The 17,967-nt window shown below is 68.3% G+C and carries 15 protein-coding genes and 1 pseudogene; 10 read left to right on the plus strand and 6 right to left on the minus strand.

What is annotated here, in order from left to right:
* The first annotated feature begins 182 nt into the window (after positions 1-182).
* The 4 genes from PS467_RS00005 (at position 183) to PS467_RS00020 (ending at position 3,707) form a co-directional block, all read left to right on the plus strand.
* The gene (locus tag PS467_RS00005; protein ID WP_311033335.1) at positions 183-443 is read left to right on the plus strand and encodes a hypothetical protein; all 261 of its coding nucleotides are present in this window, start codon (positions 183-185) and stop codon (positions 441-443) included.
* Positions 444-2,167: 1,724 nt separating this feature from the next.
* Positions 2,168-2,290, plus strand: a complete 123-nt coding sequence (locus PS467_RS00010) for a hypothetical protein (RefSeq protein ID WP_311033336.1) — start codon at positions 2,168-2,170, stop codon at positions 2,288-2,290.
* Positions 2,291-2,720: 430 nt separating this feature from the next.
* Positions 2,721-2,960, plus strand: a complete 240-nt coding sequence (locus PS467_RS00015; protein WP_311033337.1) for a hypothetical protein — start codon at positions 2,721-2,723, stop codon at positions 2,958-2,960.
* A gap of 348 nt (positions 2,961-3,308) precedes the next feature.
* Positions 3,309-3,707 (plus strand): glycosyltransferase, encoded by a 399-nt coding sequence (locus tag PS467_RS00020; RefSeq protein ID WP_311033338.1) that lies wholly within the window; start codon positions 3,309-3,311, stop codon positions 3,705-3,707.
* A gap of 532 nt (positions 3,708-4,239) precedes the next feature.
* Here PS467_RS00020 and PS467_RS00025 read toward each other — a convergent pair.
* The 4 genes from PS467_RS00025 to PS467_RS00040 form a co-directional block, all read right to left on the minus strand.
* On the minus strand, positions 4,240-4,395 hold the full coding sequence (locus PS467_RS00025; RefSeq protein WP_311033339.1) for a hypothetical protein: 156 nt from the start codon (positions 4,393-4,395) through the stop codon (positions 4,240-4,242).
* A 2,646-nt stretch (positions 4,396-7,041) separates the two neighbouring features.
* Positions 7,042-8,595, minus strand: coding sequence for a hypothetical protein (locus PS467_RS00030; protein ID WP_311033340.1), 1,554 nt, complete (start codon positions 8,593-8,595; stop codon positions 7,042-7,044).
* Entirely contained in the window at positions 8,592-9,632 is a 1,041-nt protein-coding gene (locus PS467_RS00035) for a tyrosine-type recombinase/integrase (protein ID WP_311033341.1), read from the minus strand. Before PS467_RS00035 ends, PS467_RS00030 begins: the two co-directional genes overlap by 4 nt.
* Before the next feature lie 352 nt (positions 9,633-9,984).
* A complete protein-coding gene (locus tag PS467_RS00040; protein WP_311033342.1) occupies positions 9,985-10,194 on the minus strand; it encodes a hypothetical protein in 210 nt (69 codons plus the stop codon).
* A gap of 123 nt (positions 10,195-10,317) precedes the next feature.
* Here PS467_RS00040 and PS467_RS00045 point away from each other — a divergent pair, with 123 nt between their 5' ends.
* The 6 genes and pseudogenes from PS467_RS00045 to PS467_RS00065 all read left to right on the plus strand — a co-directional run bounded on the left by PS467_RS00045 (position 10,318) and on the right by PS467_RS00065 (position 16,447).
* A complete protein-coding gene (locus PS467_RS00045) occupies positions 10,318-13,230 on the plus strand; it encodes an NACHT domain-containing protein (protein WP_311033343.1) in 2,913 nt (970 codons plus the stop codon).
* Positions 13,231-13,395: 165 nt separating this feature from the next.
* Positions 13,396-13,950, plus strand: coding sequence for an AAA family ATPase (locus tag PS467_RS00050; RefSeq protein WP_311039730.1), 555 nt, complete (start codon positions 13,396-13,398; stop codon positions 13,948-13,950).
* 133 nt (positions 13,951-14,083) lie between these two features.
* Positions 14,084-14,575, plus strand: a pseudogene (locus PS467_RS00055) (IS701 family transposase); the annotation flags it as partial.
* 387 nt (positions 14,576-14,962) lie between these two features.
* Positions 14,963-15,229, plus strand: coding sequence for a helicase associated domain-containing protein (locus tag PS467_RS41965; protein ID WP_432280712.1), 267 nt, complete (start codon positions 14,963-14,965; stop codon positions 15,227-15,229).
* Positions 15,230-15,638: 409 nt separating this feature from the next.
* Positions 15,639-15,695, plus strand: coding sequence for a hypothetical protein (locus tag PS467_RS42305; protein WP_498076489.1), 57 nt, complete (start codon positions 15,639-15,641; stop codon positions 15,693-15,695).
* 284 nt (positions 15,696-15,979) lie between these two features.
* Positions 15,980-16,447: a hypothetical protein gene (locus tag PS467_RS00065; RefSeq protein ID WP_311033344.1), complete on the plus strand. Its 468-nt coding sequence runs from the start codon at positions 15,980-15,982 to the stop codon at positions 16,445-16,447.
* Positions 16,448-16,555: 108 nt separating this feature from the next.
* Here PS467_RS00065 and PS467_RS00070 read toward each other — a convergent pair whose 3' ends face one another.
* Entirely contained in the window at positions 16,556-17,449 is an 894-nt protein-coding gene (locus PS467_RS00070; protein ID WP_311033345.1) for a hypothetical protein, read from the minus strand.
* A gap of 146 nt (positions 17,450-17,595) precedes the next feature.
* Positions 17,596-17,946 carry a hypothetical protein gene (locus PS467_RS00075; protein ID WP_311033346.1) on the minus strand — a complete coding sequence of 117 codons (351 nt, stop codon included), beginning with the start codon at positions 17,944-17,946 and terminating at the stop codon, positions 17,596-17,598.
* Between the last annotated feature and the right edge of the window lie 21 nt (positions 17,947-17,967).

Genomic DNA, 17,967 nt, shown 5'->3' on the forward strand with positions numbered 1-17,967 from the left:
CCCGAGCGCGTCGCACTCGTCCAGCAGGCCACCCTGGCCTATCTGCGCACCTCACTCGGCCTGGACGCCCAGGCGTGGCCCACTGCCCGGGAGGCCCTCACCGCGGCCGCCGAGCCGCTGGGCAGGATCGACTCGAAGTGACCGGCTCCCCCCGGCCGGCCCGCCGGCCCAGCTTCGGCATCATGACCCCGCCGTCCCAGGTCGGCTATGCGGACCTGCTGCGGGTCTGGCGCGAGGCGGACGGCATCCCGCGGATCGAGCACGCCTGGCTGTTCGACCACCTCATGCCGCTCGGCGGCGACCCGAACGGTCCCACCTTCGAGGCATGGACGCTGCTGTCCGCGCTGGCGGCCCGGACCGAGCGGCTGCGTTCTCCGGCCCGGCGTGATGGTCCGGAGCAACCCGGTTCACGGGTTTCCGCCGGCCAGTGCCTGGCGCATTGATCGCCGCCTCGGTCGACGTTTTTTCGTTCTTCCCGGCGGCGGCCTGGAGTTTCGGCACTCGGCGGCGGGCTCACGCCCACCGGACCCGTGCCCTGGGCCCGGCGTGAGTACGACGCTCCAAGGGGGCCTGGCCCCCTACCAACGACGGCCCGCCCACAGGGGTCGGGCGCTTCTCGCCGAGGCGTTGCGCCCTCATTCGCGCGGCTGTGTGGAACCGCCCACCGAAGTGCCGTTCGACTTCCGGGCGCGAACCACTTCCGGGACTCGCGGGCGATTTTTTCTGCGCCCAGGGGGGGGCCCGTGGCAGCGGGCCCCATCCGCCGCTGGTGATCGGCGGCCAGGCCACCCGGACCCGGCTGCGGGGGTCGGCGCCGAACCACGGGCGGACCGGTTGGAAAAACACTGGCCCGGCGGGGGCAGCATTTTCGACACGCGATCGGAGGTCCGGCGCCAGGCCTGGAACCGGGCTGTGCCGCCGGAGCAATTCGGCCGAGGAACCCGGCCGGAGAATTTCACCCGGTCCATCGTCCTGCCCCGTTCATCCTACGTCCGGCCCCGAACGGCACAGCGCCAGGCCGTTCCGCGAGGCGCGCGGGAACGGCGGGTTTGTTCGACCACATTCGTGCTCGGGCTGAGCGCGCCCTATCCGGCGGGGGTGGCGCGCTGGGTCGCCGACACCTTCACCGACACAAGCAACCCCGCGCCGAGGAGCCCCCGTTGACCACACATCCGCCGATCGATCCCGAACTCGCCCCGGTGCTGGCGGTGGTGCAGCAGCACGTGTCGCCGACCGTCACCCCCGGGGACATCGGGGCGCTGCGGGCCAGCCCCGCGTTCGCCGTCCTGGACGAGGAGTTGACACGCGACGGCACCGTGGAACTGCGGGAGTTCTCCGCCCCGGGGCCCGCAGGCGCCCCCGAGGTCCCGATGCTCGTCCTCCGGCCCGCCGGGCTGGCGCCCGAGGCGCCCGTCATCTACTACATGCACGGCGGCGGGATTGATCCTACGGCAAAAACAACCGGAACCCGGCCTCCGGCAATGGGTGCTTGGTACTGGGCCGTTCGACAAAACGGGGGGGGCGGCGGTCGTTGGGTGTCGGTGGACTACCGGCTGGGGGCGCCGGAGGGCAATTTCCCGGACCCTGCTCCGATCGGGGAACATGCTGACGCGGGGGCCTGCTGTGGGCTATCCACCGGGACACCGCCGGAGGTTCGGCGGCGGCGCGGGCCGCGCTGCCGTTTTTTTTTTCGTCCGTTCGTCGGCCGGTACGAGGGCTGCCGGCTGGGGGGGACTTTGCGCCGCCGGTGTGGGCCACTGCTCGCCCGCGGGACCGGGGGGGCGTACCTGGGCTGCTGGCTTTTCCAAGATGCTTGATGTGCCCCGATGCCTCGGGGACGGAACGGGCTCCTGGAACACGAGCAAGCCGGGAAAATAACTAGGAAGGGCGAGGGGCAATCTGGGTACGCCGCCCAGCACAACGGCGGACCGGGTGGAACGCGCTGCTCGGCGCGCGCAGGGGGCGGCGCACGGGGGGGGGGGAACGGTCCAAGCGGTCTACGCCGGCCACCGGGCCCAGGGGGCCACGGGACCCTGGCCGGGCCATGCCCCAACCGCGTTCGGGCGGCGGTCTGGCTCGGTGGGAGGGGCTTCCGCGACTGCAGGCACGTCGACTACGCGCTCCGGCGGGTGCAGGCCGGCGCGTCCAGTGTCGAAACTGCCAACTGGTGGGGCGGGTCGGCTTCCACGGATTCGACGCGATGGCCCCGCAGGCCGCCCTGTCGCGGACCGCGTCCGCTACCCGGGCCGCCTGGATGCGCCGGCTCCTCGGCCGGACCAACGGCGCGTGACGGGGCGTCCCCCTCGCCTCGCCCCCATCCCGTCCCTGGTGGTGGTCCGCTCCGCGGCCCGCGGACACAGGGCACACCCCGACCCGGCCGCGGCAGCCTCCGCGTACGACAACCCGGCACCCGCGCAAGCCGCGCCCGGGCGGGCCTGCCGGACAATCACGGGGCGGGCGGAACGCGGAGTGTCCGACGCCCCTTCCCGGCGGGACACCGCGTGCGCACCGCCTCTCTCATCGGTCACGGCGTCGTCCCCCATTCGTTCTTCCATTCGTTCTTCTACGACAGTTGGAGTTCATCGTGCGCATCATCTTCAGTGCCGTTCCGGCGCCCGGCCATCTGTTCCCCCTGCTTTCGCTGGCCGCTGCCGCGCAACGGGCCGGGCACACGGTCGGGTTGCTCTCGGGCCGGGGGGGCGGCGGCGATGGTGCCGTCCATGGACGTGTTCGAGGTCGGCCCGTCCATGGACGAGGCGATCACGGAAACCGGCCGTCGCCTCGGTGACGGCCAGGACGGGACCAAGCCCGGTCCCGGAGCTGTGGAGTTGTTCGGCGCGGTGCCCCTCGACGGGGTCGTGGACGAGGGCGGTCGGAGGGTTTTGGGGCGGGCGCGGCGGGTTCGCGCCCTGGACCTCGTTCGTTGCACGGACCACCGTCGGACGCGATGGGCCCGCTGATCGCCGCGGTGCTCGGCGTTCCCCTGGCCGAGCACCGCATCACCGGACCGATGCCCGAGCAGTTGCTGCGGGCGATGGCCGATCGCGCGCAGGGTGAGTACACGGCCCGCGGTGTCGCACGCCCCGCGCCGATCGCGGTGGTGGACCCGTATCCCGACGCGCTGCTCCCGAAGACGGAACGCGACGACTTCCCCGGCCGTCTTCCACTCCGTCCGGAACCCCACAGCACAACGGACGGTGGACGCGCCCTGCCCGGACCCGACGGACCGGTCGCCGCGGTGACTTTCGGCACCTCGGTGCAGGACCCCGCCGCGATGGGGTCGCTGGTGCGGTCGATCGCGAGCGCCGGTGTGTCCGTACTCGCCACGGTCGGACCTGGCGAGTTCGACGTCGACGAGAGCCTGCGGCACAAGGTCCACGCGGTCGGCCTTCGTACCGCTGGCGCGACTGCTGCCCTCGGTGGACGTGGTGGTGAGCGCGGGCGGGACGGGCACACTGCTGGCCGCACTGGCCCTGGGCAAGCCCCAGGTGATCCGGCCCTTCATCGCCGACCAGCCCTGGAACGCACGGCGTGCGGCCGACCGGGGCATCGCCGTGGAGATCGAGGACCTCGCATCGGCGGGCGACGCCGTGCGCCAGGTGATCTCCGACCCCTCGTACGCCCGTACGGCGAAGGCAGTCGCGGAGGAACTCGCCGGCCTCGACGACGCGAACCGGGTCGTCAAGGCCCTCCTGGACCGGCTCTGACCGGTCACCACTGCTGCCGGGGACGTAGAGGCGCCCCGGCCCACCGGCCGAGGCCCGGCACCGCACGCCGGATCCCGGCCGGGCGACTTCCGGGCGCAGGGGCCGGCCAGGGAGAAGGTGAGGCAGTTTCTTCACCGAGCCAGGTGATCATGGGCTGGGACGCTCGCGCGGCGGGTTCACCACCACACTGCACCTGGCCGTCGAGCAGGGCCAAAAGCCCACGCCGATCGTGGTGACCAGTGGGCAGCGCGGGGACTCACCGCGGTTCGAACCGCCTTGGAAAAGATCCGCGTGCCCCGCATCGGGCCGGGGCGGCCACGTGTCCGTCCCCATCGGATCCGCGCTGACAAGCGCCCTGCGAACCGATCTGGGCCGCCGGGCACCGATCTCGGCTGCGAGCAGGGCAGCGTGACCGAGATCGGAAGCTCTGTGGACCGGCTGGAGGAGACCGCCGTGTCGGCTGATCTGCCCGGATGAGATCCTCGGCGGGCGCGGTGCCGGCGTTCGCGACCGGACTCCGTACCGGACCCTGCTACGCGGGTTCGGGCTTGTGTCCTTCCAGGGCCTTCACCAGGAGCGCGTGGAGTTGCCCGCGCTCGTCCTCGTCCAGGCTCGACAGCAGTTCGGCCTGGGCCTTGTCCGCGTTCCGCTGGATTCGTGTTGCGAGGATAAGCGGCCTGCCGGCCATGGGTTGAATGGTGGACGGAGGGTTTAGCGGTGCGTTCGATCGCCTGGATCGGCCTGGCGGTCGGAGGTTGACCACCGGTCTGGAGGCCGGGTTCACGATTGCCGCTGGACGTCGTTGCGGTTCGGAGGCCGAGCCGCCTGCCGAGATCCGGCCTGGCTGAGCGCGCCCGTTACTCCTCCAGTGGCGGGCGAGGACGGCGAAAGTGTCGGGAGTGCCGCGCCGTCAGGGGCATTGTACCCGGCGCCGTCATTGCGGGCCCCGATCGTGGAGACCCCTGCTCGCCTGCCAGCTCGTGAGTGCCCGCAGTCGTTGGCCGGGTGGCTGGAGGTCGTCGTTCGCATCACCCCATGGACTCACTATAAAACGTTGGGCCCGCCCCAAACCGATCAGTGTTTACGGTTGGGCCAGGCCAACGTTTGGATAGCCCAAACGCGAGAGGAGTCCGGCGGGGATCTGCTGCCGACCCGACTTGGCCGAAGGGGAGCATTCCTGATGTTTCCGACAGCATCCCTCATCCCGACCTCTTCTTCCGGTCGGGCGAGTCCTGATTCCCGGCGGCACCGGAGGGGGTCGGGGAAGGGCGGGCCGTGCGCTCCCTATCTCGCGGCGGCGGCGCGCAGGTTGGTGGTGCCCACCACAGCAGGCAAGGAGGGCGGGCGGAGGAGTTCCGCCTACTGCTCGGCGGAGGGCCGCAACCGCGCGCCTGCACCTGTTTCGAGCACGACTCACACCGACTTCGGCGGGCCGCGGAGGCGCCTCGTCGCGACCATGGTCGGACCGGCTCGGCGGCGTGGACGGACGTCGTCGCCCCGATCGGCGGCTGAGTGGCACGGCAGGCGGTTTGTGGGAGATCGACGAGGCGGGACGATGGGCAGGCGGCCTTTCGTGGGCCTGGCGACCGGGCGCACATGGGCCGTGTTGCGCCGCGGGCCCTGCCGCACATTGACGCGGGCAGGGCGCGTTACTCCATCGTCGTACTCGGCGAGTCCCCGCCCACGTCCCCATCCCCGGAAAAAGCGGCCTGGTGAGCATGGAGCAGACCCGCGCTCCAGTATGAGTGCCACCAGGTGCTCGCCGTCGAGCTTCAGGGCGCCAAGCGCGTTGTTCCTCCTCGAACTCGGCCCCGTGGGCGACCCGCTTCGTTCGAAAGCCGTCGACCCCGCCCAGGTCACTTCCGCGCCAGATCGGTGCGGTCGCCGTCGCGGCCTCCGCCTCGGACACAGACCGGGAGCCTGGTGCAACTGCTGTGAACCGGGCCCAGGCCGAGGAGGAAGCTTCTGGTCTCGCTCGGAGCCGCGCGGTGCGAGCGCCACCCGGCTCGGCTACGAGGTCATCGTGTGCCCGAGGCGATCCCGCTCGCCCTGCCGGGACGCACGCCCCGATGGGGGCGCGCCGTACCTGGGCGCCGGTCGTCCACGACCGCTCGTCTTCGGCCGTGACGAGGCGGTACTCGTCGACCCGCGCGCTGACCACCGCCCAGGCGGGGATAGCGCCGTCGCGGACCGCGTCGCGCCGTCCGGCCCGCAGGCTCACGCACATCTTCGCCACCCACGCCGCACGGCGACCACTGGTTCACCGCCCCGAGTCTGACCGACCGGTTTCCCAGGCGCCCAGGTGGTGGCCCACGGGCGGAACACATCGCGCAGATGCAACCGCACCGCCGAGGCCGGCGCGCGGGCTTCTGGGACAAGATCCTTCCCGGACGGATCCCGGCATCACCCGTCACGGCCGTCGCCCGCCGAGGACCTCGGAAACCGGCTCGTCCTCGAAGGACACGCCCTGTTCCGTCCTCGGTGTCGGGCACAGCGACACCGACGACACCAGCGTGCTGCACATCCCGGACCTCGACCTGGTCGTCGCGGGCGACGTCGTCTACAACGGCGTCCACCAGTACCCTCGTCGAATCCCCGTGACGGGGGACGCGACGCCTCAGGCGCCAGTGCCATCGCCGCTGTGGAAGCACTCGGCGCACGCCGAATCCGTCGGCCCCGGCCACAAGAACCACCGGTACGACGACGACGCGGAACCGGCAGATCCGCGAGACCCGCCGCTACCTCGACGACACCGACCAGCTGCTGGGAAACAGAGCCGACACCGGGAGCGCTTCTACAGTGCCATGATCCGGCGGCACCCTGACCACCTCAATCGCAGCAGCCTCTGGGGGCAGCAGCCAGGCGCTCTACCCGGACCGCACCCAGGGGGCCCCGCCGCCCACCTGACGGATGGTCATCACGGGTGGGACGTGGGCGTCAGTCCTGCTTCGCAGCCAGTCGGCCGGGGAGGAGGCCGGGTGCGCGTGCGTCGGCGGCGACGACGCGATGACGACTGTGGAGATCGCAGGGCCCAGGCTTCGCGTACCGCATTGCTCACCACACACTTCGCCGGGTCGGCTTCCTCCTCGCCCAGAACGCCACCAGCGCCGCCCGCTACCAAGAAGACCCCACCTACTCCGACGCAGACGCCGAAACCACAGACCTCAGCAACGGTGAAGAGAGGGACCACCACCGATCATGAACGAGCTGAGGTGTCCGCCTCAGCCCCACCACCCCAGTCCGATCCGCTAACCTGTCAGGGACCGCCCTCAGTGGCGGTCCCCATCCTTGCCGCAGCGCGGGCGAACGCTCACTCAGAGTATTCAGCCACGTTTCACGCAAGGCCCCCGGCGAGGCGGTCTTCGGGCTTGAGGGTGTCGTCGTGCAGCAGGCGTCGGGCGGTGGCCCAGCGGGCCTCGTCGTCCATCGGCTGTGAGGGGCCGTTCCATCGCTCGGCCGGGAAGCTGAGATCCTGGGCGATATTTTGAGTAAGGGCCCAGCGCACGAAGTGGCCTGCCTCCTGGCGAAGGCGGGCATCGTCGCTGGTCATCCAGCGTTCAAGGTCGGCTTGGCGAAGGTGGCAAGGGTCAGGTTCTGGCCCTCGATCCAGTTCAGGAGATAGACGGCTGCCCGCAGATGTTGCCGCGCGACCTGAAGTTGGTAGTACGTGGTCTCCTTGCCGTGACTGCGACGGCGAAGCCGACGCAGGAGGTGCCAAGTCGCGTACCGATGCAGGATTTTCCGGCCCTCGGGCCGACGTGTGGGAGGCGACGAGGCCCTTCACGTGCCGTTCGAGATGGATCATCTGCTCGTCCCGCCGGGGCAAGGCTTCGGTGGCGACAAGAACGCTGCGGATGTGCTCCACGACCTTGCCTTCAGGGAGCTCGTCCAGGGCCTCATGGGTGAGAGGCCGGCGTCCGGAGCCGAGATCGGACAGGACGGTGGAGACGATGCCCTTGGAGAGCCAGCGCATCGCGGTGCCAGCCCGTTCGGTGTCGGCAAGGGCGTCGTGAAGCGACTGCAGCTTCGGGCTTATGGAGCCTGTGTTATCGGCGAGGAGTTCGTGGAGCCGCTGCTTGAGGGTGCAGCGGGGGCACGGTCCCGGCGCGTGCAGCCGTTCGGCTTGTCCGCCGGTGGGACAGGGGCGCCAGAGCTCGGCGTCCGGCATGGTGCAGGGGCCGCAGACGGGGGCGTCGGCGGTGCCGGAGTGAATGCCGCGCATTCGTCCGCAGACGGTGCAGTGAGCTTGGCGCCTGTCACAGCCGCCGCAGCGGGGCAGGCCGGTGAGCTTGGAGAGCATGCAGGGTGCGGTGCGGCCGCAGATCGAACAGAGCAGAATGGGCAAGGGACGGCAGTTCGGGCAGATCGGCCCGTCCGCAGTGCGGGAGTTGACCATGCGTGACGCGCCGCAGACGATGCAGGTCTCCAGGTTCGCCGGGTCCTTGACCAGGCAGCTCGGACACAGCGGTCGCCCTTGGCCGTTGCGGGTGGCCGGCTCGCGTCGGGCGCCGCAGCGTACGCATTCTTCGAAACGGGACTTGGCGATGCAGTTGCGGCAGACGCGCTGCCCGTCGAGCGGCTTGTCGATGCGGACCACCCGGTGGCAGCGAGGGCAGGCGGGCCGGACGATCCCGGCGACCCCGGCCTCGTGCAGCAAGTCGATGAACCGCAGGATGGCGCGATGCGGCGCCAGGTGTCCCTCCCCGGTCAGCAGACGAGGGTTCTCCTCCAGGGCCCAGACCTCTCCGGTGAACAGCCATCTGGCGCTGTCCCACTCCCCCGGCCGCCACGCGGGATCGATGTGGGCACGCAGCCACGTCTCCCACGACTTCTTCGTGGCCTTCGTCGGTGCGGAAGGTGCGACGGCAGGCGCACCAGCCGTGCTCACTGGTTCTCCCGCCATGCCTGGGCCCGGTCGACAGCCGCCCGGGTCTCGGACTCATCGACGTGGCGGTAACGGTCCATGGACAGCGGCGAGGCATGGCCCAGCAGCTTTTGCACGACGTCCCGATCCACTCCCTCACGCAGCCAGTGAGTGGCCGCGGAGTGGCGCAGCGTGTGCGGGCGAGCCGGGTGCCCGGCGCGGCGGGCCAGCCGGTCGAAGACGCTCTTGGCGTTCGGGTAGGTCATGGCCCGCCCCAGCGGGGGCCGGAAAAGGTTCACGAACACCATGCCGGTCTCGGCCGCGGCGGCCACCTGGTTCCGTTCGTGCTGGTAGTCGGTGTAGAAGGCGACGATGTCGGGGGTGACGGGGAGGCATCGGGAGTGTCTGGACTTGGCCAGGGCCCGGTTCGGGTTGTCGGTGCGGCGCCGCACATGAAGGTGCGGGCCCTCCACCGGGCAGCCCAGCGAGCGTGACGAGGCCAGGAAGTGCAGATCCTCCTGGCGCAGGCCCAGGGCCTCCCCGATCCGCAGGCCGGTCGCGGCGAGCAGCGCGATGAGGAAACAGTCCCGTGCCCGGGGCGTATCCGCGATCATGCGGCGGATCTGCTGCGGGGACAGGTCCTCGTAGCCGGGTTCGCTGACCTGGAAACGAAAAGCCGACACCTGGACCTGGCGCCACTGGCCACGCTCGCCGGCGTCGTAACCGGCCGGCAGGTAGCGCAGCAGCTTCGGCTCCGACAGCAGGCCGGCCGTCTGGGCGGGGACCCAGCCGTGGAGAGCGCCGAAGCGCAGGAAGTCCGTGACCGCCGTCATCACCGCGTTCGCCGTACCCTGCGAACGGTAGCGGGGCGCAGCCGTGGTCGGGGAGCGGCGGCTGCGGGCCGGCAGCGGCGTGGTGACCAGCCACTGCTGCAGCCCGGACAGAGCCATGAAACTCGGACGCGACCACTCGATACGGCGCTGGGTGCAGTAGTTCAGATAGAGGGCGAGACGGCCCGCGTAGACCCGCTCCGTGTTCGGCGAGCGGCCCTTACTGCGCAACCCGCCAAAAACGCACACGCCTCCACATGCAGGTCATAGGTACGTGCATCAGCCACCACCCACCGCTCCACACCGGTCACCGGGGAGATCGAACGCTCAGCCGCATAGCTCTGCTCCACCCACCAAACACAACCAAGCCCGACCCCAGCCGGCTCTGCTTCCAGACATCTCCTACACGACCAGGTGGCAACCACACCGAACACACCACACAAGCCCGCGCACCTATGGATAATCCCTGTCCTGTAGTCGACGCCCTGACACTGGCCGGACCCCAGCGCCGAGCAGTAACAGCGCCCGCCACGGGCGGGCGCCGTGCTCTCGCCTGCAGGTAGGAGGACAAAGCATCCTCGGTTCACAGCACCGCGAGGACGAAGGTCAGCAGCGCCAGGGACAGGGTGGCACTGCCCGCAAAGGCCACGGCACCGCGCAGCAGAGCGGTGGCATAGGTGGCTCCGTCGATACGAGCGAGCAGACCGGCCGCTGCTCCTACGAGCATGCACAAGAGCGCGACGACCGCGAGGAGCAGGACCAGGAGCATCAGGTGAATGGATGAGGTGTTCATGCCTTCTTCCCAGGACAACCGACGACGGGGACTTCGGCGAATTTCGCAGTTCTGGTGTTCACCGGGGTTCAGGGCGAACAAAGATGAACGAAGACGGTCGCTTGAGAGACGGAGAAGCAGGACATGGGGGACGTGCACGAGGATCCGCTGGCGGAACTCGCGCTACGGCTGCGCACCCTCAGGGCGCAGCGGGGTCTGCAGATGGGTGGGTTGCAGCAGCGGACCGGGCTGGGGCGGACAACGGTCAGCCAGGCGCTGAACGGCCACAAGGTGCCCTCCGAGACCACGCTGATGGCCCTGGCGAAGGCACTGGGCACGGATGTGGAGCCATTGCTGGCCTTACGCCACGCCGCCGCCCGCGTACCGCAGGTGCGCCAGGGCTCTCCGAGGAGAGTTACCCGCAGGTCGGTGCGGCCCAGAGTGCAGCCTTCGTTCGAGGAGCGGTACCTCAGCTACGTGACGGAACGGCATTCCCAGCTGACCGTCGTAGGGCTGGACCTGAGTCGGCCGGAGCGTGCGCGCTGGCCGCTGGACGCGGCGTACTTGAGCTTGGAACTGGCGGAGCGGTCGGAAGACTGGTCTGCAGGCAGTGAGGAATGGAATCGGCCATCGGTCGTGGTGAAGCGTGCCGAGCACGCGTTGGCCGACTGCCGGCGCGTTCTTCTGCGAGGGCTCGCTGGCAGCGGAAAGACAACGCTGCTGCAGTGGCTGGCTGTCTCCACGGCGCGCGATGAACTGCCGGAGGAACTGGCGGACTGGCGGGGGCGGATTCCGTTCGTCCTGCCGCTGCGGACGCTAGTGAGGCGTGGCCCCCTTCCGGAGCCGCATCATTTCCTGACTGCGGTCGGCGCTCCCCTGGCCGCCTCGCAGCCTGAGGGCTGGGCCGATGACGTACTCGCCAGAGGCGAGGCACTCGTCCTGGTCGATGGCATCGACGAGGTCCCCCAGGAGCATCGGGGTGCCACGCGGGACTGGCTCGAGCGACTCTTGGCCGCGTATAGGGACGCACATTTCGTGGTCACCACGCGTCCGTCAGCTGTGCCAGAAGGCTGGCTGACTTCGTCGCACTTCACCGAACTGTCAGTACGGCCCATGAGTGCCGCTGACACTGGGGTGTTCGTTGGCCGGTGGCATACCGCCGCCCGGCACAGTGCAGCGACCGACGCCGAGCGGTCACAGCTTCATGATCTCGAAGCAGCGCTCCAGGTGACGGTGCGTGCTCAGCGTGACCTGGCGCAGTTGTCCAGCACTCCCCTGATGTGTGCGTTGATCTGCGCGCTGCACCGGGACCGCCGCGGTCATCTGCCACACAGCCGCATGGAGTTGTATGAGGCAGCACTGTCGATGCTGCTCGTGCGCCGCGACCTTGAGCGCAGCATCGATGTCCCGGAAGGCATTCAGCTCACCGAACACCAGAGCGTCCAGCTACTGCAGCGTCTGGCCTACTGGCTCATTCGCAACCGCCAGACCGAGATGGAACGGGCCACCGCGATGGCCCTGGTCGACGACGCGCTGCCAGCCATGCAGGCCGTGGCCGAGCAGGGCACTGCCGACCAGGTCCTGACGCACCTGGTCGGCCGCAGCGGGCTTCTGCGCCAGCCCACCGCGGACACTATCGACTTCGTCCACCGCACTTTCCAGGACTACCTCGGGGCCAAAGCCGCCATCGAAGCCCATGACTTCCCCCTGCTGGTCAACAATGCACACGACGACCAGTGGGAGGACGTCGTACGCATGGCTGTCGCCCACGCCCGCCCAGCCGAGAGCGCTGATCTACTCCGCCGCCTCGTCGAACGCGGTGATGCCGAGGGCGAACACAGGGGCAGACTCCACCTCCTGGCGGCCGCCAGCCTGCAGTACGCCACCGAAATCGAGCCCGAGGTCCGCAGACTGGTCGAACAACGTGCGCGTGTCCTGATGCCTCCCCGCTCTTCTGAGGAAGCGGAGGAGCTTGCCGCGCTCGGGCCAGGCATCCTGGATCTGCTGCCCGGTCCCCAGGGCCTGAAGCAGGATGAAGTGAATGCGGTTTTCCGTACGTCTGCTGTTATCGGCGGCGACCAAGCATACGCCTTCCTTCAACACTTCACACAAACGTTATCTTCTCCCCCGGCAAACTACGAGCTAGTCGATGGCTGGGAGAAATTCGATGCAGACCAATACGCCCAGGACATCCTTTTCCGCTTCAAAGACCGCTTGCATCTGAGCGTACAGACCCAAGACCAGAGGAACGCCCTCCGCTTCCTCAAGCCTGTCACCAAAGTCGCCTTCAGGGGGGAATTCACTCAAGCCGAGATCACCGAGCACCTCTCTCTTGAGCACACCCAGAAAATCGAAATCTACTCGGGTCAGCTGCTCGAAGATTTGACATTCGTACGCGATTTCCCCGCCCTAAAGGAGCTCGCTCTCAGCAATTGCACACAACTCAGTCACCTCGAAGACCTTACAGGACTGCCACTACGCAACCTGAGGCTGATTCAACTCCCGGGCTCTTTCTCATTCAACGCACTGACCTCTCTTCCCCACCTCACCGAACTCGCTCTCTACACACGCCTGCCCTGGAATAGCCTGGGAGAGCTACCCGCACCAGCAGACCTGACATCACTACGCCTCGCCGAATGGATCGGCATACCCCTGACAGGCATATCCAAATGGACGCAACTGCAGGAGCTGGTGATCAACGCAGCACCTACACCAGCAGAATGGCGAGAAATTTCCGCCCTGCCCCACCTATCGACACTTACCCTCGGGAAATATGACCTCGCGCAGGCCACTCCCATACATGCCGTAACTTACCTGCACCTTGCCCCTGTCGGCTCAGACACCCAGTTGGACCTGGTGCCGGATATCTTTCCCAATGTGAAAGATATTTTCGTCAACTGTCGCGCGTCTCTGCCTGACATCACCGACATCACCCCCTTGAAAAGAATCAAAGAGCCGACAATCTCGTTGAGTTTCGCGAATTATGTCGTTGGCCGAGAAGAATTCAGTCCAGAAGCGGTCCATCTCTACCCACGACCCCGGGCAGAAATCACTTGATCGCCCATTGGGTTGAGGTTTCAGCACACAGATCGGCTTCTCTTCAGCACGGACCTGTCAGCTAATACTCCAGCCGTAGATGTGATCTTGCTGGTCGCGCATGTGGCCATGGGGTCGCTCGATATCGGATCGCGTAAGACGGATGCGGGCTGGCACGCTGCCTCTATGGATCACGCGGAAGTGCTACTGATCGGCGGGCGGGCCGGAGTCGGCAAGACGACGGTGGGGTGGGAGGTTTCGGTGTTGCTGCGGGCTGCGGAGGTCCCTCACGCGGTCATCGATGGTGATTTCATGGGGCAGGTGCACCCGGCCCCGGAGGGAGATCCTCACCGCTCGGAGATCACCGAGACGAACCTCGCCGCTGTGTGGGCCAACTTCGCCCGGCGCGGCTACCGCCGACTGATCTATACGAACACCCTCAGCGTGCTGCCAGAGGAGACCGGCATGTTCCAGCGGGCCATGGGGACAGGTGTCCGGATTGTGCGAGTCCTTCTCACCGCCTCCGATGCCACCGCCCGCGAGCGGCTGATGCGCCGGGAGCTCGGCTCGGAACTGGAGCAAGAGCTGGAAGGCAGTGCCCGCAAGGCGCGGCTCCTGGACCAGCGCGTCCCCGCAGAGACTATGCGGGTGGTGACGGATGGTAGGGCTGTTCTGGACATCGCGGGTGAGGTCGTGGCTGCCACGGGCTGGTCCAGGCGGCACTCCGTGACCGGGCCGTAATCGAGTCGTGCAGGCCGGTCCGAAGGTGGGTGCGGCCACCGCTGATCATCGGTTTGTGAAGACTGAAGATCAGGCGGTGGCCGCGGGTGGCGGCGTAGTGCCTGACCGCTGGCAGACGATGTTCCAGGACCTGATGGGCCGGATCGCAAATCGCTTCGTGCGTGTCGAACCCCTGCTTCGGACAAGGCAGTTGGTGCTCGGCTTGCTGTCGGACCTGTCGCGCAAGAATTGCTGGACGATCGCCGAACACACCGGGGACGCCTCACCGGACGGGCTGCAGCACCTGCTCGGCCGGGCCAAGTGGGACGCCGACCTCGTCCAGGACGACATGCGCACATTCGTTCTGGAGCATCTCGCCGACGACCAGGCGGTACTGGTGGTGGACGAGACCGGCGGCCTGAAGAAGGGCACGCACACCGTCGGCGTCCAGAGGCAGTACACCGGCACCGCTGGGAGGATCGAGAACGCCCAGGCCGCTGTCTACCTCACCTACGCCTCCCGGCACGGGCATGCCGGCATCGATCGGAGCCTGTACCTGCCCAGATCCTGGAGCGCCGACCCCGAGCGGTGCCCCCGGGCTGCCGTCCCCGAGGAGATCGGCTTCGCCACCAAACCTCAGCTCGCCCAGCACAGGGCGTGGGCCGCGCGCTGCGGATGCAGCCGGGCGAGGGCAAGGTCGCCTCGCTCGTGGTGCCGGTCCTGCTCGGGCCTGGCGAGACGGCGGACAACATGCTCACCTCTCGGGCGTTTAGCGGGCTGGCGGGAGGCGCACGAGCACTGGCGGCGCGGCGTGGAGGCCGCCGTCATCTGCGCCCGCGCACGGCGACCTGAAGGTCCCGTTCGCGTACCGGGTGCCCGGCGGCGACGACCAGGCGGTGGAGGCCGAGGGGTGGCCGGCCTCGCTCGCCGCGTTCCCTCTCGGGCAGTGGATCGCGGATGCTCGCCGCTCCTACGCCCGTGGGCCCGTGGGGACATGGACGAGGCTCGCGTCGAGCAGCTGGAGAAGCTGGGCATGGTGTGGTCGCACTTCGATGTCGCGTGGGAGGAAGGGCTCGCGGCGGCGCGCGGGTGGGCGGCCGAGGCGGGCCACCTCTTGGCGCCGCTGGACGCCACGCGCCAGGGGTACCGCGTGGGGATCTGGCTGAAGAACGCGCGGGCCGCCGCCCGGAAGGCTGCCGAGCTCGAGGAGTGGCGTGCCGAGGGGCTGCTGGTGGAGTCGGCGGCCGGTGCCCTATCGGCCGAGCGGCGCGAGCAGCTGGCGGAGATCGACCCGTCGTGATGTCCGGCTTGGCCGGTGGAGTGGCAGAGGGCGTTCCATCTGACCCGGCTGCACCTGGAGGAGGGCAGTGCGCTGCCCACCGAGCCGGGTGGCGTCGTGCGCCAGGGCGAGGATCTGGGGCGGTGGGTACGAGCCAGCGCCTGGGGTGGGACAAGCTCACCGCCGTGCAGCAGTGGATGCTGGAGCAGGTCCTCGGGATCGAGCCCGCGGCCGAGGACGAGAAGCCACTGTCACGCCGCACGCAGGCTGACAAGTGGGCCGCCAACATTGTGGCCGCCCGGCAGTTCTTCGAGCGTGAGAGGCATCTGAAGGTGCCCCGGAAGAATGTCGAGACCGTGCTCTCCGAGGACGGCTGGGAGCTTCAGTTCCGCCTGGGGCATGGGTCAGCAACCAGCGGAGCCGGGCCGCCATGCTGTCCCCGGAGCGGGTGGAGCAGCTGTCCGAGGTCGGGATGCGGTGGTCGTAGCCCGTGTGCGAACAGCGGGGCCGGGCAGGGTGAGCCTGCTCGGCCCTGCTGTCGTCGGGTCAGCCGGAGTCGAACGTCTCTTGTAGGAAGTCGGCCGGGAGCGGGCGGGGCGAGGGCGGTGGTGTGCCGTCCCGGTGCGCGGCCTTCCAGCGCTCGGTTTGCTCGTCCTTCCAAGAAGCAGTCGGCGACGACGCCCCGTACGTATCTGCCGTCCGTGGGAACATACACTGGCCGCTGCCCTCAAGCGCACGGCCCCTGGGCAGCCAGTCGTGAGAATCGCGGTCATGGCATCAATGACGCAGACTTTCCGCCAGGCCCTGCAGAATGCGCTGGCCGATCGGGACACAGTCAGCATCCGCAGGACGCTGATCGAGATGTTGGAGCGGGATCCTTCCAAGGCGGAGATCTCGGCGGCCAACAAGGCGGCCCGAAGGATCGCCGAGGAGGGGGACGCGGTCCTCATCTCCCTGCTTCCTGACCAGGCCGGCGCCGACGTCTACGTGTCTGCGGCCCGTGGGGCTGGGATGCGGGCGTCGAACTACCTGACCGTGGACGAGAAGATCATCAAGGACTTGCCCTGCCGCGTCGAGTTGGCGACAGACAAGTGGGATGCACTCATCGACGAAGGCATGCGGCTTACCCAGCAGAAGATCGAAAGCGACCCGCTGCTCTCGGCGTTCCTGCCTGGTTGGAAGGCCGAACCGCGTGCCGAGAAGCGCGCCCGGCTCACAGCAGATGCAGCAGCCAGCTGACCCGCCGCTGCGCACCTGTGTCAGCACACAAGGCAGAAAGCGCGGCACAGGCGGCGGGGCTGGGCAGGGCGATCCTGTCCGGCCCCGCTGTCGCCAGGTCAGCCGAAGTCAAGCGTCTCCTGCGCGAAGCTGGCCGGTGCCGGACGGGGCAGGGGTGGCGGCGGTGCGCCGTCCTGGTGTGCGGGTTTGGTCGGGGCCACGGGACGCCCCAGGCAGCGAGCTGGTCGTGCTTCCATCCGCCGGCGGGCGTGCGGGCGGCTTCGACTCATCAGGTGATGGGAGTTCCGTCATAGAGGGGGAACGCTCCGTGTTCAGAAGTTGTCCGCCGAAGCTGTGTTGGAAAAGCGAGAGGTTCGTTGTCTTGTTCAGCGGGAGCCACCCCTCAGGCAGCGGGGTGCTCGCCAGCGACGGGGGTTCTGCCCCGGCAGGGGCGAAGAACACCTTGGCCGTCTCTTCCCACACGGTCGACTTCAAGGCGACCCGCTCATCGAAGACCTCCTGGCGGAGTTGCAGAAGACCAGCCTCGTGCAGTGCTCGGATGAAGTTCAGGAGCTCAATTGTGCCGACCATGGCCCAGGCGATAAGTGGTACAGCCGCCCGAAACCGGTCGCGCAGTCCGAAAGCATCGCCTTCCTTTCGCCGCTCCGGATCGTGGTGGACCACATCGCCGTAGATCCAAGCCATGGCCAGTCTGTGGGCATCGAGATCGTGGTCCTGGCCTGTGGCGGTGTCAGCGACCATGACGCAGTAGCCAGTTTCTTCACGTGTTGAGGGGTTCACCCGTGTCCGCCATTCAGTACGTGCAGCCCGTATCCACTCCGCGTCTTGTGGTGATGTTCGACAGAAGTAGCCGAGTGCTGCTAGCGCCTTCATATGGAAGCAGTCCTCCTGCTCCAGAAGGATCGGTCTGAGTCGGGCCGCAGCGGACTCGACCACTTCCTCGGGCGGAAGCTCGTACCGGATCCGCGCTTCGCCGTTGTTGAAGCGGATCTTGATCTTCATTTGGGCCAGCGTCACGAGGGCATCCCAGTCGGACGCAAGCGAGTGTTCCTCCACGCGGCGGGCCCTCACCACGTATGCCTCCAAGCAGCGTTGGTGCTTTTGGTCAACGCTCTCCGGCTGGCTGCGTCCCACGTTTCCCCCTCACATCAAAATCCTCTCCAGCATGACGCGGCATTCCATAAATATCCACCCAATTCGTCAGACGGAGCTGTTTGCGGCAATGCACAGGATCCAGGTACGCGCAGCCCGGTCGCGACAATCGGGATCTTCCTGTCGTAGAGGTGATGATCCTCGTGGCGCTCCCCCTGCAACAGGTGGCGGGTGCGTTCGATCAGGCGCGGGATCATGCGTTTGAGGTCCGCGATGCCGGCGCCTTCGGGAAACACGACCAGGTCGTGGTCGCGGTGCCGAGTACCTCGTCCCGGCCGCAGCGGTGCACGGTGACTCTCCGGCCGTCCGTGCGGGAGGTCCGGTGCACGACGATCGGCGCTGGTCACGCCTCCCAGCGTGCCCGGGCC

It is taken from the genome of Streptomyces luomodiensis, from assembly GCF_031679605.1.
GTDB classification, from domain to species: Bacteria; Actinomycetota; Actinomycetes; order Streptomycetales; family Streptomycetaceae; genus Streptomyces; species Streptomyces luomodiensis.

Bases quoted from the DNA above. Each gene is read 5' to 3' on its own strand.
- PS467_RS00005 (WP_311033335.1), top strand. From the start codon at position 183: ATGACCCCGCCGTCCCAGGTCGGCTATGCGGACCTGCTGCGGGTCTGG.
- PS467_RS00015 (WP_311033337.1), top strand. From the start codon at position 2,721: ATGGACGTGTTCGAGGTCGGCCCGTCCATGGACGAGGCGATCACGGAA.
- PS467_RS00025 (WP_311033339.1), bottom strand. From the start codon at position 4,395: ATGGCCGGCAGGCCGCTTATCCTCGCAACACGAATCCAGCGGAACGCG.
- PS467_RS00040 (WP_311033342.1), bottom strand. From the start codon at position 10,194: ATGAACACCTCATCCATTCACCTGATGCTCCTGGTCCTGCTCCTCGCG.
- PS467_RS00045 (WP_311033343.1), top strand. From the start codon at position 10,318: ATGGGGGACGTGCACGAGGATCCGCTGGCGGAACTCGCGCTACGGCTG.
- PS467_RS00050 (WP_311039730.1), top strand. From the start codon at position 13,396: ATGGATCACGCGGAAGTGCTACTGATCGGCGGGCGGGCCGGAGTCGGC.
- PS467_RS41965 (WP_432280712.1), top strand. From the start codon at position 14,963: ATGGTGTGGTCGCACTTCGATGTCGCGTGGGAGGAAGGGCTCGCGGCG.
- PS467_RS00065 (WP_311033344.1), top strand. From the start codon at position 15,980: ATGGCATCAATGACGCAGACTTTCCGCCAGGCCCTGCAGAATGCGCTG.
- PS467_RS00070 (WP_311033345.1), bottom strand. From the start codon at position 17,449: ATGAAGATCAAGATCCGCTTCAACAACGGCGAAGCGCGGATCCGGTAC.